Origin of the sequence: Pseudomonas sp. R76, assembly GCF_009834565.1 — a bacterium.
Classification (GTDB): domain Bacteria; phylum Pseudomonadota; class Gammaproteobacteria; order Pseudomonadales; family Pseudomonadaceae; genus Aquipseudomonas.
Genome location: NZ_CP019428.1, coordinates 2,029,076 through 2,043,415, shown reverse-complemented (window position 1 = coordinate 2,043,415; position 14,340 = coordinate 2,029,076). Strand labels below are relative to the sequence as shown.

The 14,340-nt window shown below is 57.1% G+C and carries 16 protein-coding genes; 8 read left to right on the top strand and 8 right to left on the bottom strand.

What is annotated here, in order from left to right:
* Nucleotides 1-58: 58 nt before the first annotated feature.
* Complete coding sequence (locus PspR76_RS09330; RefSeq protein ID WP_159954932.1) at nucleotides 59-379, bottom strand: hypothetical protein; 321 nt, start codon at nucleotides 377-379, stop codon at nucleotides 59-61.
* Nucleotides 380-605: 226 nt separating this feature from the next.
* Between PspR76_RS09330 and PspR76_RS09325 the strand changes: the two genes are divergently transcribed.
* Nucleotides 606-848, top strand: a complete 243-nt coding sequence (locus PspR76_RS09325) for a phage baseplate assembly protein V (RefSeq protein ID WP_442966794.1) — start codon at nucleotides 606-608, stop codon at nucleotides 846-848.
* A 335-nt stretch (nucleotides 849-1,183) separates the two neighbouring features.
* Here the strand turns inward: PspR76_RS09325 and PspR76_RS09320 are convergent, their stop codons facing one another.
* On the bottom strand, nucleotides 1,184-1,456 hold the full coding sequence (locus PspR76_RS09320; protein WP_159954930.1) for a hypothetical protein: 273 nt from the start codon (nucleotides 1,454-1,456) through the stop codon (nucleotides 1,184-1,186).
* Entirely contained in the window at nucleotides 1,453-3,069 is a 1,617-nt protein-coding gene (locus PspR76_RS09315) for an S-type pyocin domain-containing protein (RefSeq protein ID WP_159961373.1), read from the bottom strand. Before PspR76_RS09315 ends, PspR76_RS09320 begins: the two co-directional genes overlap by 4 nt.
* Nucleotides 3,070-3,939: 870 nt before the next feature.
* On the opposite strand from PspR76_RS09315, the gene dusA reads away from it, so the two are divergent.
* A complete protein-coding gene (gene dusA / locus PspR76_RS09310; RefSeq protein WP_159954929.1) occupies nucleotides 3,940-4,926 on the top strand; it encodes a tRNA dihydrouridine(20/20a) synthase DusA in 987 nt (328 codons plus the stop codon).
* Nucleotides 4,927-5,307: 381 nt separating this feature from the next.
* A complete protein-coding gene (gene tal / locus PspR76_RS09305; RefSeq protein ID WP_106576911.1) occupies nucleotides 5,308-6,234 on the top strand; it encodes a transaldolase in 927 nt (308 codons plus the stop codon).
* 201 nt (nucleotides 6,235-6,435) lie between these two features.
* On the opposite strand, the gene rssC is transcribed toward tal, so the two are convergent.
* Entirely contained in the window at nucleotides 6,436-6,918 is a 483-nt protein-coding gene (gene rssC / locus PspR76_RS09300; RefSeq protein WP_003172602.1) for an anti-sigma factor antagonist RssC, read from the bottom strand.
* On the bottom strand, nucleotides 6,918-8,099 hold the full coding sequence (rssB, locus tag PspR76_RS09295) for a two-component system response regulator RssB (protein WP_159954928.1): 1,182 nt from the start codon (nucleotides 8,097-8,099) through the stop codon (nucleotides 6,918-6,920). The genes rssC and rssB overlap by 1 nt, the downstream gene beginning before the upstream one ends.
* A gap of 276 nt (nucleotides 8,100-8,375) precedes the next feature.
* On the opposite strand from rssB, the gene PspR76_RS09290 reads away from it, so the two are divergent.
* Nucleotides 8,376-8,672, top strand: a complete 297-nt coding sequence (locus PspR76_RS09290; protein WP_159954927.1) for a PilZ domain-containing protein — start codon at nucleotides 8,376-8,378, stop codon at nucleotides 8,670-8,672.
* Between the two features lie 60 nt (nucleotides 8,673-8,732).
* Here PspR76_RS09290 and PspR76_RS09285 read toward each other — a convergent pair whose 3' ends face one another.
* Complete coding sequence (locus tag PspR76_RS09285; RefSeq protein ID WP_159954926.1) at nucleotides 8,733-9,422, bottom strand: MlaA family lipoprotein; 690 nt, start codon at nucleotides 9,420-9,422, stop codon at nucleotides 8,733-8,735.
* Nucleotides 9,423-9,617: 195 nt separating this feature from the next.
* On the opposite strand from PspR76_RS09285, the gene PspR76_RS09280 reads away from it, so the two are divergent.
* Both PspR76_RS09280 and PspR76_RS09275 read left to right on the top strand, forming a co-directional pair.
* Nucleotides 9,618-10,226, top strand: a complete 609-nt coding sequence (locus PspR76_RS09280) for an HAD family phosphatase (RefSeq protein WP_159954925.1) — start codon at nucleotides 9,618-9,620, stop codon at nucleotides 10,224-10,226.
* Between the two features lie 110 nt (nucleotides 10,227-10,336).
* A complete protein-coding gene (locus PspR76_RS09275; protein ID WP_159954924.1) occupies nucleotides 10,337-10,603 on the top strand; it encodes a DUF4404 family protein in 267 nt (88 codons plus the stop codon).
* A 135-nt stretch (nucleotides 10,604-10,738) separates the two neighbouring features.
* Here the strand turns inward: PspR76_RS09275 and queF are convergent, their stop codons facing one another.
* Both queF and copI read right to left on the bottom strand, forming a co-directional pair.
* Nucleotides 10,739-11,569, bottom strand: a complete 831-nt coding sequence (queF, locus tag PspR76_RS09270; RefSeq protein WP_159954923.1) for an NADPH-dependent 7-cyano-7-deazaguanine reductase QueF — start codon at nucleotides 11,567-11,569, stop codon at nucleotides 10,739-10,741.
* A gap of 66 nt (nucleotides 11,570-11,635) precedes the next feature.
* On the bottom strand, nucleotides 11,636-12,148 hold the full coding sequence (gene copI / locus PspR76_RS09265) for a copper-resistant cuproprotein CopI (protein WP_159954922.1): 513 nt from the start codon (nucleotides 12,146-12,148) through the stop codon (nucleotides 11,636-11,638).
* A 156-nt stretch (nucleotides 12,149-12,304) separates the two neighbouring features.
* Here copI and PspR76_RS09260 point away from each other — a divergent pair, with 156 nt between their 5' ends.
* The gene (locus PspR76_RS09260; protein WP_159954921.1) at nucleotides 12,305-12,985 is read left to right on the top strand and encodes a heavy metal response regulator transcription factor; all 681 of its coding nucleotides are present in this window, start codon (nucleotides 12,305-12,307) and stop codon (nucleotides 12,983-12,985) included.
* Entirely contained in the window at nucleotides 12,982-14,322 is a 1,341-nt protein-coding gene (locus PspR76_RS09255; protein WP_159954920.1) for a heavy metal sensor histidine kinase, read from the top strand. The genes PspR76_RS09260 and PspR76_RS09255 overlap by 4 nt, the downstream gene beginning before the upstream one ends.
* Nucleotides 14,323-14,340: the final 18 nt, after the last annotated feature.

Sequence of the window (14,340 nt, the reverse complement as noted above, 5' to 3'; positions counted from 1 at the left end):
CCAATACGATAACTACCCACACCTAAAAACTGAACACCCTAAACGCCTGAATTCGTGGTTATTTTGGAAAATCAAGTTTTCCTATACGCTGATAGCGCTCCAAATCTTTCCCACTTAAAAAACGGCCACCCGCAAAATACCAACCCGTCAAATCATGTGCCGGACACTCCTCCCAATGCGGCTCATATCCCGCAGGAATGGTAGGCAGTATGGCATCTATCCGCTCCCGCAATTCAATCATCTCCCTATATGACTTACCATAACCTCCAGGCTTATTTTCAGATTCTACAACCTCATAAATGCCATAAACGCCAACACCATTAACATAAACAAACCCTTCTTCTGCTTCAGTCAAGCCTACAAACGCCCATCTTTTCATAATAAGCCTCACGATCCAAATGACATAAAATTTGCACACACCGGCATGGTGAGGGCAATCCAAAAAAGAAGAACCTGTGAAAACTGACAGTTCTTAATACAAAATAGCGATAGAGGCCATTACAAAAACTTCAAACTTTCAGGCGTCCCTTTAAAACGTCTCTTTGCATTCCCTCCACCCACAAGCGGGAAAAGGTGAGATCGCGTGCAGATGGTGCCCCCCGGGTGTGAAGGTAAACCGCAGAGCTGACCACGTCTGGTTACCATGGCTGGCCCTGCGCGCCGGGCCTGACCGTGAGTGGGATCCGCCAACCCTCGACGAACAGGTGCTCCTGCTCAGCCCACCCGGCCAGTTCGCCAACGGCGTCGTCATTACCGGTTTGCCAAGCGACCACATACCGGCCAACGACGACCGCGCTGGCCTGGTTAGCAAGGGCGGAATCGACATCGTCGGCCCCATCAATCACTAGGGCAGAGCAAATTACTCTGCCGCAGCGTCTTCAATACAATTGAAAACATCCGGGTTCGCATTCAGCAGCATTTCCGGCACATATTAACTACAATCGGTCAATGGACTCCGCAGTCCTGTTTTGTCTGATTAGGTTATAGAAGTTTGGCGTGACACGTCTCAAAAAAGCAATTAGATCCTTGTAATACAAAACTAATGCCTCATGACCATCGTCCATTTGGGTGTACCTGAAAAGCACAGAAATTAAGAGCGTCCAAAATTCGGAGAAGAGTAACTTTTCAATGCCCAGGCAAAAAAACCCAGCTTACGCTGGGTTTTCTCTTACAAGTCTATATATCACTCAAACGTGTATTTATTCTCAGACAAGAATGCTGGACTTCTCCAGTTTGGCCCTTTTGTCAGGGTTAAGTCCTTATAAACAACCAACCCCTCTAGCGCCATATTGTGAACCAATTTCATAAGCTCAAGATTGTTGCCAACATTGATCCAGCCGTTTCGACTGTACAGCCCATCTAATCTTGGGTATGAGATGCCACTTTCACTTCGAGTTGCGAAAAGAATGACATCCTCGGGAGTTTCTGATTGCACTATTTTAGTAATAACACTCATTTTGCTTCTCTCTCTACTTGCGCATCATCAGCTTCTATCGCTTCCGGCGTGTAAAATAAATCAAATCCATCTTTAAGCCTATAGTCCTCTAAGGTAGCAGTATGGGCACTATTCCAGATGGTATCATCATTCGGTTTCACACCATCTGCGATTCCCAATGCCCTATACCGCTCAAGCTCTCGAATTTCATGTGTATAAAAACGTTTATCAATATCAGTAATAGATATCTGACCACTCAAAATTTTCTCAAGTCGGTCAAGCATAATTTTATTAGCGTCTGATGTATCGAATCTTGACGTATGCAACTTAACCAGATCAATACCTTCCTGAGTCACCGTTGCCGTTGTCCAATCAAGATCTTGGGTTGGCCCTCCGGCTTTATCAGGATTGTACATCCGTCCGCTGTGTTCACCTTTCGTGGTAGCCCCTTCGTACGGATTACTAAATACCACATAAATCGGCGGCAAACCCGAATCTGCGGGGTACACGTAGATACCATCTCGGATGGTCAACTGCCTGGCAATCGGAAACGGCTCAGCTTTGACCTCAATTGGCGTCAGTGTGATGCCGGTATATAGCGGATTTTCCACTGGTTGCGCTGGGGACGCCGTTGAACTATCACCTGGTGCCGCGATTGGAAATATCAGGGTGATCGGCGGTGTATCGGTTGTAGAAAACGTATAGGCGTTGGCCACAGGGTCAAGCACCAACGCCCTTACCGGAACAGTGGGGGCCAGTCCCTCAGTGACCTGGGTGGCCACTACCGAATACTTCGATTGATCACCATAAATCCGATATGGCACATCAACCGTCCCACCGGCCGCCGCTACCTCGAGAAGATTACCAGGCAGGTCAGGCGCAAGTTGCTTAGCTGGCAGGTCCAGCATCGTCGCGGGCAACTCCCCGTTGCCAAGGGACTCTGAATATGTCAAAGCTCCAATACCGACTGCCGTGGCCGCACTCACAACTGTACCCAGCGCTACCTTAGCCGCTTGAATCGCCGCCTCCAACGTAATCCCTGAACCTGCCGTGACGGCAATAGAGCCTGCTGCCGTACTCAGTTGCGTAGCACCGGCTGCGGTAAGCCTGAACGTGTGAGCTGCTTTAAATGCTGCGGCTTCAGCGGCTACCCTAGCAGCCTCTACCGCTGCCGCCTCATCCGCAATACGTTTAGCTTCTGCTGCGGCTCTCGCCGCTTCCGCAGCTGCCGCCTCATCGGCAATACGTTTGGCCTCGGCGTCTGCGCGTGCTTGATTAGCCTGTGCCTGAAGGTGCGGCTTCAGGGCATTCAAATAATTGATCTCGCGGTTGCTATATTTTGCAGCATACGCAGCCTCAAGTGAGGCGTACCATTCTTTATAGTTTTTATCCGGAGGATAATTTGTCTTGCTTCCGCTGATTGCATCCTTAATAAACTGCATAGTCGGGAAACCAAAGAAGTCTCCATAGTAGTACTTATCAGCAATCACTTTTTGGGCGGCGACCGCCTGTGTTTTTTGAGCGATTAGCGTATCTACCGAACGAATATGCTGTTCGATTTTATCGACTTCGCTCTCAGGGCTACCTTCATTTTGCTCTATTGCAGTAATGCTTTTTGCAATAGATTCGGGCATCGACTGAAGTTTCGTTGCAAAAGTCGCTTCTTGGTCCTTAACATTCCGGGCAATCATAGGGGGATATGTGTTAAGTACATAATTACGCGTTGCAACGTTAATGAGCTGTCCTGTGTGACTATGTGAAAAATCACTGTCACCACCACCTCCTCCGAACGTCTGAGGTTCATATTTATTAACGTCGCTGATTACAATTGGTGGGAGATAAATTGTGTCACCATTAGCCATAGTGAATTTCCTTTTCGCTATATTCAGTACAAAAATTCTCATATCTCAGTAAAATGAACGACTGGTTATCTCATCACCTTACTAGGCTCTGACGAACGGCTTCGGCTCCAGGTTTTCTGTTTCTGAGAAGCTCAACGAACAAAAAAACCCGTCTTCAGCGCCCTTCATCACGCCGCACAAACACTGTATGCACATACAGCTATAACGGCAACGAAAAATGCATTTGTGCATATTTAAACCGACAAGTGGTAGTGATTCCTATTTGCCATTACCACTGAAATGTAATCGGATTGGTAAGTGAACTCTGGTTATTTGCGGGTAACGTGAGTTTGCAGGTTTTCATATGCGAGCCGCTGTAGTTGATGCCCGCTGAGCCCAAATCTGTAGCGGATGTCCGCCGCTCCAATGCTGCCGGCCTCCTGCACTTGTGAGCATCTGACGCTGTGTGGGTGAAAGTGTGAGTGCGTAAAGGTCGAGGGATTCCGGGGTCAGACCACGAAATCCCACGTGATGATCGCGTTTAGATCCCCGACGCACTTCATACCGCACAAAGTGCTAACCGCACTGAAAACACCTCTCCGACACCCAGCACCCATCCCTGATAAACTGCGCCCCATTCGCCTCGCCAACTCAGATTCCCCAATGCCCCTACAAACCGCTCCCCTCTCCCGCCGCTTCTCCATCGCCCCGATGATGGATTGGACGGACCGCCACTGCCGGTACTTCCTGCGCCTGCTCTCCAAGCACGCCCTGCTCTGCACCGAGATGGTCACCACCGGCGCGATCCTCCACGGCGACCACGAGCGCTTCCTGCGCCACAACGAAGCCGAGCACCCGCTTGCACTCCAGCTAGGCGGCAGCGTCCCCGCTGACCTGGCCGCGTGCGCGCGTATGGCTGAGGCTGCCGGTTACGATGAGGTGAACTTGAACGTCGGCTGCCCGAGTGATCGGGTGCAGAACAATATGATCGGCGCGATCTTGATGGCACACCCTGCCCTGGTGGCGGATTGCGTGAAGGCGATGCGTGATGCGGTGTCGATTCCGGTGACGGTGAAGCATCGTATCGGGATCAATGGGCGTGACAGTTATGCCGAGTTGTGTGATTTCGTTGGGACGGTGAGGGATGCGGGGTGCACCAGTTTTACGGTGCATGCGCGGATTGCGATTCTGGAGGGGTTGTCGCCGAAGGAGAATCGCGACATTCCGCCGTTGCGCTATGACGTGGCGGCGCAGTTGAAGCAGGATTTCCCTGAGTTGGAGATTGTGCTGAACGGTGGGATTAAGACGCTGGAGCAGTGCCAGGAGCATTTGCAGGTGTTTGATGGGGTGATGTTGGGGCGGGAGGCTTATCACAATCCGTATTTGCTGGCGGAAGTGGATCAGCGGTTGTTTGGCAGTGAGGCGCCGGTAATTAGTCGGGCGCAGGCGTTGGCGCAGTTGCGGCCTTATATTGCCGAGCATTTGGCCAGTGGTGGGGTGATGCATCACATTACCCGGCATGTGTTGGGGTTGGGGACTGGGTTTCCGGGGGCGCGTAAGTTTCGGCAGTTGTTGTCGGTGGATATTCATAAGGCGAGTGATCCTTTGGCGTTGTTGGATCAGGCTGGGGAGTTGTTGGAGGGGCGGTGAGGGGTTGGGTGTCAGTGGGATGTTTGTTGGCTGGGCTGTTGTGGCGAGCAGGCTTGCCCTGCGTTGGGCTGCGGAGCGGCCCCAGTAAGGCTGATGCGATTTTTCTGTTAGAACGCGTTCTCAGGTTTTAGGGCCGCTGCGCGACCCAACGCAGGGCAAGCCTGCTCGCCACAGGAGGCAAGCTCTCATAGAACCGGGGTGGTCATCGGGCAGTTGGGTTGAACCTGTCGGCGGTTTTGGTCTCCTAGTTAGCAGTGCAGCCGGTGATTCAAACGGCTGTTTTCAGGTTGTTGCCCTCGCAAACGATCGAACGCATTTGCGCCCTTGAGCGCTTGTCGGCGCTCGGGTAATGTCATCAGACCCACAGGACAGAGCACGCCCATGACTTCCAAGCTGGAACAACTCAAGCAATTCACCACCGTCGTAGCCGATACCGGCGATTTTTCTACCCTCGCCAAGCTCAAGCCGCAAGACGCCACCACTAACCCTTCCCTGCTGCTCAAGGCCGCTTCGATTCCAGGCTATGCCAAGCTGCTGGATGAGTGCGTGAAGGATTGCAACGGCGACGTGGGCCTGGCCAGCGACCGTTTTGCGGTGGCGGTAGGCCAAGAGATTCTGAAAGTAGTGCCGGGCCGTATTTCCACTGAGGTGGATGCCCGTCTGTCGTTCGACGAAGCGGCCATTCTCAAGCGTGCGCACCGTCTGATCGACCTGTACGACAAAGCCGGCGTCAGCCGTGACCGCGTGTTGATCAAGATCGCCTCCACCTGGGAAGGCATCCGCGCGGCGGAGAAGCTGGAAAAAGAAGGCATTCAGACCAACCTGACGCTGCTGTTCTCGTTCGCCCAGGCCGTGGCCTGCGCCGAGGCCGGTGTGTTCCTGATTTCGCCGTTCGTGGGCCGTATCTACGACTGGTACAAGAAGGCCAACGGCAACGACTACACCGGCTCGGATGATCCGGGCGTGCAGTCGGTGACGCGCATCTACAACTACTACAAGGCCAATGGCTACAAAACCGTGGTGATGGGCGCGAGCTTCCGTAACCTCAGCCAGATCGAAGAACTGGCCGGCTGCGATCGCCTGACCATCAGCCCGGACCTGCTGGAGAAGCTGGCGGCGGACGAAGGCAAGCTGGAGCGCAAGTTGGCGCCAGGCCATGCCGGTGAAGCGCGGGTGCATTTGACTGAAGCGCAGTTCCGTTGGGAGTCCAACGAGGATGCGATGGCGACTGAGAAGCTGGCCGAGGGGATTCGTCAGTTTGCTCGGGACCAGGAGAAGCTGGAGGCATTGTTGACTGCCAAGCTGTAAGGCAGTCGGCGACAAAAAGGGCGGCACCTGTGAGGGTGCCGCCCTTTTTTGTGCCTTTCGCTGGTTTCAGGCCGGCCACAGTTCAAACTGTGGGAGCTGGCTTGCCTGCGATAGCGGTGGGTCAGAAATGAATAGGTGGCTGACACACCGCTATCGCAGGCAAGCCAGCTCCCACATTTGAATTGGGTTTAAACTGGGAGGCTAGTGGCGTTCCAGGGCGTTCACAAGGTCGTGGAAGGCTTCGCGGTTGGACTCATTCAAGCCCATCAGGATCTTGTGCGCTTCCAGCACCTTGACCCGTACCACTTCTTCGGACTGGTCTTGCGACGGCAGGTCGGTCAGGCATTCCGGGCACGGGATCGGGCGGTCAACGATGTTGAACACCTGGTCGAAGCCCATGGACTGCAGCAGACGGGTGATGTCTTCGTGGGTGGTGACCACAGTCGGCAACAGGCCGACCTTCTGCCGAGACAGAATGGACAACTTGGCCAACAGGCCCAGGGTGGTGCTGTCGATGCTGCGGGTTTCGGTCAGATCGATCACGATCGCCGAGAAATTCAGGGCTGTGAAAATCCGCTCAATCGTTGCATCCAGCGCCGAACACAAGGTCAGGCGCACTTCACCGACAAACTTCAGGACGAAGGTCCCGTCTTGCTCGGCGAATTGGATTCTTCCGGTACTCATCAAAGATTCCTGCTCAACACCAATAGGGCGATATCATCCGGCATCTCCCCTAGCGTGGCCAATCCAAAAACCTGCCGCAGGCCATCCAGGCTGCCGCCCGCCGACTTGACCTTTTGGGGCAAGGCGGCTTCTTTCTCTTTGAGTGTAGGCTCTGGAAGAAGGTCCAGGATGCCGTCGGACATCAGCGTCAGGCTGAAGGTCGGCGGCAGTTCCAGGATGTGGTCTTCGTAGGTGGCTTCATTGAACAAGCCCACCGGCAAACCACGCCCTTCCAGGTAACGCACACTGTCTGGAGTGTATAAAACCGGCATCGGCAGGTGACCGCCGATGCTGTAGGTCAACAGACCTGTTTCTTCATCAATCACGCCGCCGACCATCGTCACGTGCTTGCCCAGCTTACAGCTGATCAAGCCTCGGTTGATGTGGCCCAGCACTTCGGAGGGGGTGAACTCCGGCAAGGTGCCATTGCGCTTGGATTCGAACAACAGCCGTGTGGTCATGAACTTCAACAACACGGTGACAAAAGCAGAGGAAGCACCGTGGCCGGAGACGTCGGCCAGGTAGAACGCCACGCGGCGCTCGTCGACGCGGAAATAGTCGACAAAATCACCCGACAGGTACAACGACGGGATGATCTGGTGCGCGAACTTGAACTCATCGATGGTCCAGGGGCTCACCGGCAACATGTTCATCTGCACCTGGCGACCGGCGTTCTGGTCTTCCTGGAGCAGGTTGAGGCTGGCTTCGAGTTCGCGGTTGGCGGTTTCGAGCTTTTCGCGGTAGCGCTGGTTTTCCAGCAGCAGGCGGGCACGGTCGAGTGCGCGGCGCACCGAGTGCTCCAGCACGGCCAGGTCTTCCAGGGGCTTGATCAGGTAGTCGGCGGCGCCCAGGCGCAAAGCCTCGACGGCGTCGTTCATCACGCCGGCACCGGACACGACAATCACCGGCGTCTGCGGCGCAAGCTCGGTCACCTGGCGAATCAGCTCGAGGCCGCCCATTTGGGGCATGCGCAGGTCGCAGATCACGAGGTCGGGCTTGTCGCGCTCGAACACCTGGAGACCCTGTTGGCCATTACTGGCCTGCAGGACGCTGAAGCCACTGTCTTCCAAATAGGCCGCGAGGCTCGCGCGCACTACTTCGTCGTCATCGATTATCAGCAGCGTGGCACTGGTTTTTTGCATGTGGGCAAACGGCGCCAGAATTAGGTTGGCGTAGGCGGCTCGGCAATGGCCGGGCTCACGTACTGGATTCGCTTTCTAGCCACTCTGTCCTACAAAGCACTGGGATTTTGCCCATGCACAAAGGTAAAGCAGAGGTGCCCTTCTAAGGCGCAGACGGTACTCCCATCCGTCAGGGGTTTCAAGCTCATGCCGATGGTCGCCGGGCGTCTTTACACCGCAAATCACCGGGAGTTATAAGAACACCCACGACCACAACACAAAGTAAGGATGGAACCCGTGAGCGAACACGAGCGCGACTACGCCGAAAAACGCGATTTCATCCGCATGCGAGTGGATGCCGATGTGTCGTTGATCCACGCCGGGCAGGAGATTGCCGGGGTCTGCGTGGACCTTTCCAGCTCAGGCATGCAAGTGCAGGCGCCGCGCCAGTTTGAGGTGGGCGACCGGCTGACCGTGCGCATCGACTCGGAGCATGCCTCCCTTTCGGGACTGGAGGCAGATACCGAAGTGGTATGGACCAAGGCCACGGGTGAAGATCAGCACCTGGGCCTCAAGATCCTGAAAATGCGCTGAAAACGCGCACAAAAAAAGGCGACCACTGGGGTCGCCTTTTTCATTTCAAAACGTCACGGCTTAAAAGTCGTCGACAACCTTGCCGTCCTTGACCTTGAACTCGCGGTTCTGCAGGTAAGCGTTACGGATAAAGGTGTACTTGTCGCCGGTGATCAGCTTCTCGCTGTCGAGCAAGCTGGCACGGGTATCGACGATGTTCAGGCCGAAGGTGCTGTTACGCCAGCCGATGTCGTTCATGTAGCGGTACGGTTGGGTGTAGCTGTCGACGTATTTGGACGGCGCATCACGCAGGGTGGATGGGCCGAGCAATGGCAGCATCACGTAAGGACCACTGCCGACGCCCCAGTAGCCGAGGGTCTGGCCGAAGTCTTCATCGCTGCGTTGCAGCCCCATTTTGGTGCCGACATCCACAAAGCCCAGCACGCCGAAGGTGGTATTCATCAGCAGACGGGCGGTGTCCACGCCGGCAGCGTGCGGCTTGAGTTGCAGCACGTTGTTGGCCAGGTTGCCGACATCGCCGATGTTGCGGAAGAAGTTGTGGATGCCCGTTTGCACAAATTGCGGAGTGACAAACTGATAACCCTGGGCGATGGGCTTGAGGGCGTAGGTATCAACGGTGTCGTTGAAGGTGAAGATTGGGCGGTTGACGCTTTCCCATGGGTCGTCTTCCGACGCCGCCTGGGCGGCGAACGGCGCCAACAGAATGGTGGCACACACAGATAGCTGAGCGAAGTACTGGCTCCAGCGCATAGCTTTGGCTCCTTGAATGGTCTGTCATGGGCGCTATGCCCTGAATAAGATCGTCAGTATATGACGGAAGTGTTGAATTAGGCAGCTATGGAGAATCGACATACGTAAAATGCACAAAATTCCTACAATTACCGTCTATGTCATTTGCTTGTCATCCCGCCCCGTTAGCGTCGTGGTTATTTCAGGGATGTCGAAATGCCTCACGCCGAGATTGCCGTCGCCAGCGCCCCCTCTTTAACTGCCGTGCTGTTTGGCCTAAGTGGCTGCCTGGTGGATTTTGGTTCCCAGGCGCGCACCGATTCGCCCTCCCCCGACTCCCACGCCACGCCGGGCGCGCTGAAAATCCTGCGCAGCCTCAAGGACCAGGGCGTGCCTTGCGCCTGGCTGGATGAGTTGCCGCCCTCAGTGACTACCCCGCTGGCCGCCGTGCTGCCCGACTGGGTCAAGGCGACGTCGCCCTCCTCCATCCGCTGGCCGGCCCCGCATGCGTGCTGGCAAGCCTTGATGGAGTTGAATATCGAACGCCTGGAAGGCTGCGTGCTGGTCAGCGGAGAGCCGCGTTTGCTGCAAGCCGGCCTGAATGCCGGGTTGTGGACGATTGGCCTGGCCTCCTGCGGTTCACTGTGCGGCCTGGCGCCCGAGCAATGGCAGGCGCTGACCGAGCAGCAACGCGAGCACAAACGCGGCAAAGCCACGGTGGCGCTGTATGGGCTGGGCGTGCATTCGGTGATCGATCACCTTGGCGAGCTGGGTACGTGCCTGGCGGACATCAGCCTGCGCCGGCTCAAAGGCGAGAAGCCCTGATAGAGATCATGCACTGAGGCTGCCGGTGGATTAATCTACAGGTCAGCCCGTAGACCTTTCCCGGCGTGCCGCGGTCTATGCCAGTGCCTATCGATAAAAGGAAGAACGTCATGCCTGCCCGCGAACAGCTGAAAGACCAAGTCAGAGAATTGCGCGAGCAATTGAACAGCGACCCGGAGATGTCGGACGAAAAGCGTGTAGAACTCGAAACATTGATTGCCGAACTTGAGGTTCAACAGCCCTTGGAAGGCGCGATCCAAGACCCGAGCATTGCCGATGGCGTGAACCTGGCGGTTGAACGCTTCGAACTGGACCACCCAGGCATTGCCGGAACCTTGCGCAATATTGTGGTGACCTTGGGCAATATCGGGATCTAACCGAACCCAAGCCCAACACAGAAACAAAATGTGGGAGCTGGCTTGCCTGCGATGACGGTGTATCAGTCACAAGATGTATGACTGAAAGACCGCTATCGCAGGCAAGCCCGCTCCCACAGTTGTTTTGTGTGAAATTTACTGGCGGGCCAGGCGCAGGTTCTGGAACTGCACAGCCTCAGTGCTGCGATACGGGTTGATATCCAACCCGCCCCGGCGCACATACCGCGCATACACCGTCAATTTCTCAGGCTTGAGCAAACGTTGCAGGTCAAGAAAGATCCGCTCCACACACTGCTCATGGAAGTCCGAGTGCTGGCGAAAGCTCACCAGGTATTCCAGCAGGCTGGCGTGATCCAGCGCCGAACCCCGGTACTCCACCGCCACGCTGCCCCAATCCGGCTGGCTGGTGACCGGGCAGTTGGATTTGAGCAGATGGCTGTGCACGCTCTCCTCGACAATGCGCGAGTCATCGCAGCGCAGCAGTTCCGGGCGCGGGTGTTCGTAGTTGCTGACGCTGATATCCAGGTCGTCAATACACACCCCCGGCAGGGCCTGCACACCTTCGGCTTCAACCTCGGCGAGGCTGCGGATGCGCACGCTCACCGGCTTGCCGGCAGCGGCGCTGAGGTCGGTGCGCAACGTCGCTTCCAGGCTTGCCGTGTCGGCAAACGCGGTCTGGTTCAGCGAGTTGAGGTACAGCTTGAAGGACTTGGACTCGATGATGTTCGGCGAGTCGGCCGGGATGCTGAACTCACCGATGGCCACCACTGGCTTGCCCGACGGCAGCAGCCAGGACAGTTCGAAGCAGTTCCAGAAATCCACACCCTGGTAAGGCAGGGTTTCGGCGCTCAGGCCCAGTTCGGCCCACTTGGCGGCGCGAGGGATCGGGAACAGCAACGATGGCGTGTAGGTGGAGATGTATTCACTGGACTTGCCCAGCGGCGAATGTTCGGCTGCGGGATGCATGGCGGAAACCTGGCTAAATAAACCGCGCCAGTCTACCAGCCTTTGCCACCGCCCTTAAGAATCGCCTCACTCAACGGTCAGCTTGCCGACCATGCCCGCCTGATAATGCCCCGGAATATTGCAGGCAAACTCAAGGCCCGTGGCCTTGGCGAAGGTCCAGGTCAGCTCGGCAGTCTTGCCGGGCTCGACCAATACGCTGTTGGGGTCATCATGCTTCATCGCGCCATGGCCCATGGCGCTGTGGTCCATGTTGCCCATGCCCGTGGCGGTGAGCATGCCGCCGGCCTGCATCTTGAGCATTTCTTTCTGGTGTTCAGCGTGCATCGCCGCATCGCCCAGGTTGAACTCGTGGAGCAACTGGCCCTTGTTGACCAACACAAAGCGCACAGTCTCACCGGCCTTTACGTCCAACGACTTGGGCGAAAAGGAAATGTCCTGCAGCACCACTTCCACGGTGCGCGTGGCTTTATCGGCCGCTGCCGGCTGGCCGAAGGCGAACGTGTGGGCCGCGTCAGCCAGCGCATCAAAGCTCAGCGCCAACAGGCAACCCGCCAATATCAGAGGTGTACGCAACGCCATGTCGATTCTCCAAACGTCTGTGAACAGCTTGGCCAGCACTCTAAGATGGCGCCGCTGCCAGCCAGCTGACTGCTAGATTACAACTTTGTCAGGTTGCGCCCCTGCCCTGGCGCCCACGGTATAAAGGCCGTTGCTCCCCGCTGCCAAGAGTCGCCCATGAAACTGCTGATCGTCGAAGACCAACCGAAAACCGGCCATTACCTGCGCCAGGGCCTGACCGAGGCTGGCTTTACCACCGAATTAGTGGCCGACGGCACGACCGGGCAGCACTTGGCGTTGACCGGGGATTACGACCTGCTGATCCTCGACGTGATGCTGCCCGGCCGCGACGGCTGGCAGATCCTGCAAGCCGTGCGCAGCGCCGGCCTGGACATCCCGGTGCTGTTCCTGACGGCCCGTGATGCAGTGGAAGACCGTGTACACGGCCTGGAACTGGGCGCCGACGATTACCTGGTCAAGCCCTTCGCCTTTTCCGAACTGTTGGCCCGGGTGCGCAGCCTGTTGCGCCGTGGCAGCAGCACACCGCAAGAAACCGCGCTGCAACTGGCCGACCTGCGCCTGGACCTGATCCGCCGCCGCGTCGAACGCGACGGCCAGCGCATCGACCTCACCGCCAAGGAGTTTTCCCTGCTCGAACTGCTGCTGCGCCGCCAGGGCGAAGTACTGCCCAAGTCGCTGATCGCCTCACAAGTGTGGGACATGAACTTCGACAGCGACACCAACATCATCGAAGTGGCGATCCGCCGTTTGCGCCTCAAAGTCGACGACAACTTCCCCAACAAGCTGATCCACACCGTGCGCGGCATGGGTTATGTCCTGGAGGAACGCCTCAATTGATCAAGCGCCTCTCTCTGGCCAGCCGTCTGGCGCTATTGTTTGCCGCGTGTACGGCAGTGGTTTCGCTGCTTGCCGGGGTGCTGTTCAACCATGCCAGCGAGGCGCACTTTATCGAGCTGGACCAGCAGCAACTCGACGGCCAACTGATGGCGCTGCGCAGCACGTTGCAGGGTGTCGACTCGCCGCAACTGTTCGCGCAACGTGAAGCGCAACTGCGCGCCGAGCTCAATCGCCAACCCGAATTGGCGCTGCGCATCACCGCCAACGGCCAGCGCTGGTTTGATGGAGCGCCCGGCGTAAGCCTGCCCGAAGCGCCGGGCCTGCACAGCCTGCAAAACGCCGGCACCGACTACCGCGTGTACAACGCGCCATTGGTCGAAGGCCAACCCGGCTCGCCCCAGCTGACGCTGATGCTCGACATCACCCATCACCAACACTTCCTGCAACGCATGCAGCATTTGATCTGGCTGACCGTCGGCCTCTCGGCCCTGGCCACCGCGTTGCTCGGCGCATGGGCTGCGCGCAGTGGCTTGCGGCCGTTGCGGCGCATGGGCGAAGTGGCCGCCAGCGTGTCGGCGCATTCGCTCACTCAACGCCTGCCCCAGCAGCGCATGCCGGTGGAGCTGGCCGAACTGGCCCAGGCCTTCAACGCCATGCTCGGGCGCCTGGACGACGCGTTCCAGCGTCTCTCGGCCTTCTCCGCCGACATTGCCCACGAACTGCGCACGCCGCTGTCGAACCTGCTGACCCACACCCAAGTGATCCTCACCCAGCCGCGCCCACTGGAGGATTACCGCGAGGCGCTGCACAGCAACCTCGAAGAGCTGCAATGGATGGCGCAGTTGGTGAATGACATGTTGTACCTGGCCAAGGCCGACCACGGTTTGCTGATGCCCAAGCGCGAAGCCTTGGCGCTGGAAAATGATGTGGACGCGCTGCTGGAGTTCTTCACGTTGCTGGCGGAAGACGCCCAGGTCAGCCTGGTGCGCGTGGGCACGGCGCATACGACGGGCGATCGCGGCATGTTGCGCCGGGCGTTGTCGAATTTGCTCGATAATGCGCTGAGGTTTACCCCGCCAGGAGGTGAAGTGCGGGTGCGACTGGAAGAAGGTGTGAAACTTTCAGTGGAAAACACCGGGGAAGGTATCCCGGCGGCGTTGTTACCCAGGCTGTTTGATCGGTTCTACCGGGCCGACCCGGCGCGCCGAGAAGGCAGCAGCGAGCATGCGGGGCTGGGGTTGGCGATTACGCAGTCGATTGTGCGGGCGCATGGCGGGAGGATTTATTGTGAATCTGGGGCGGGGTGGACCAGGTTTGTGATTGAGTTGCCTGCCTGATCGCTGATCGTCCCCACG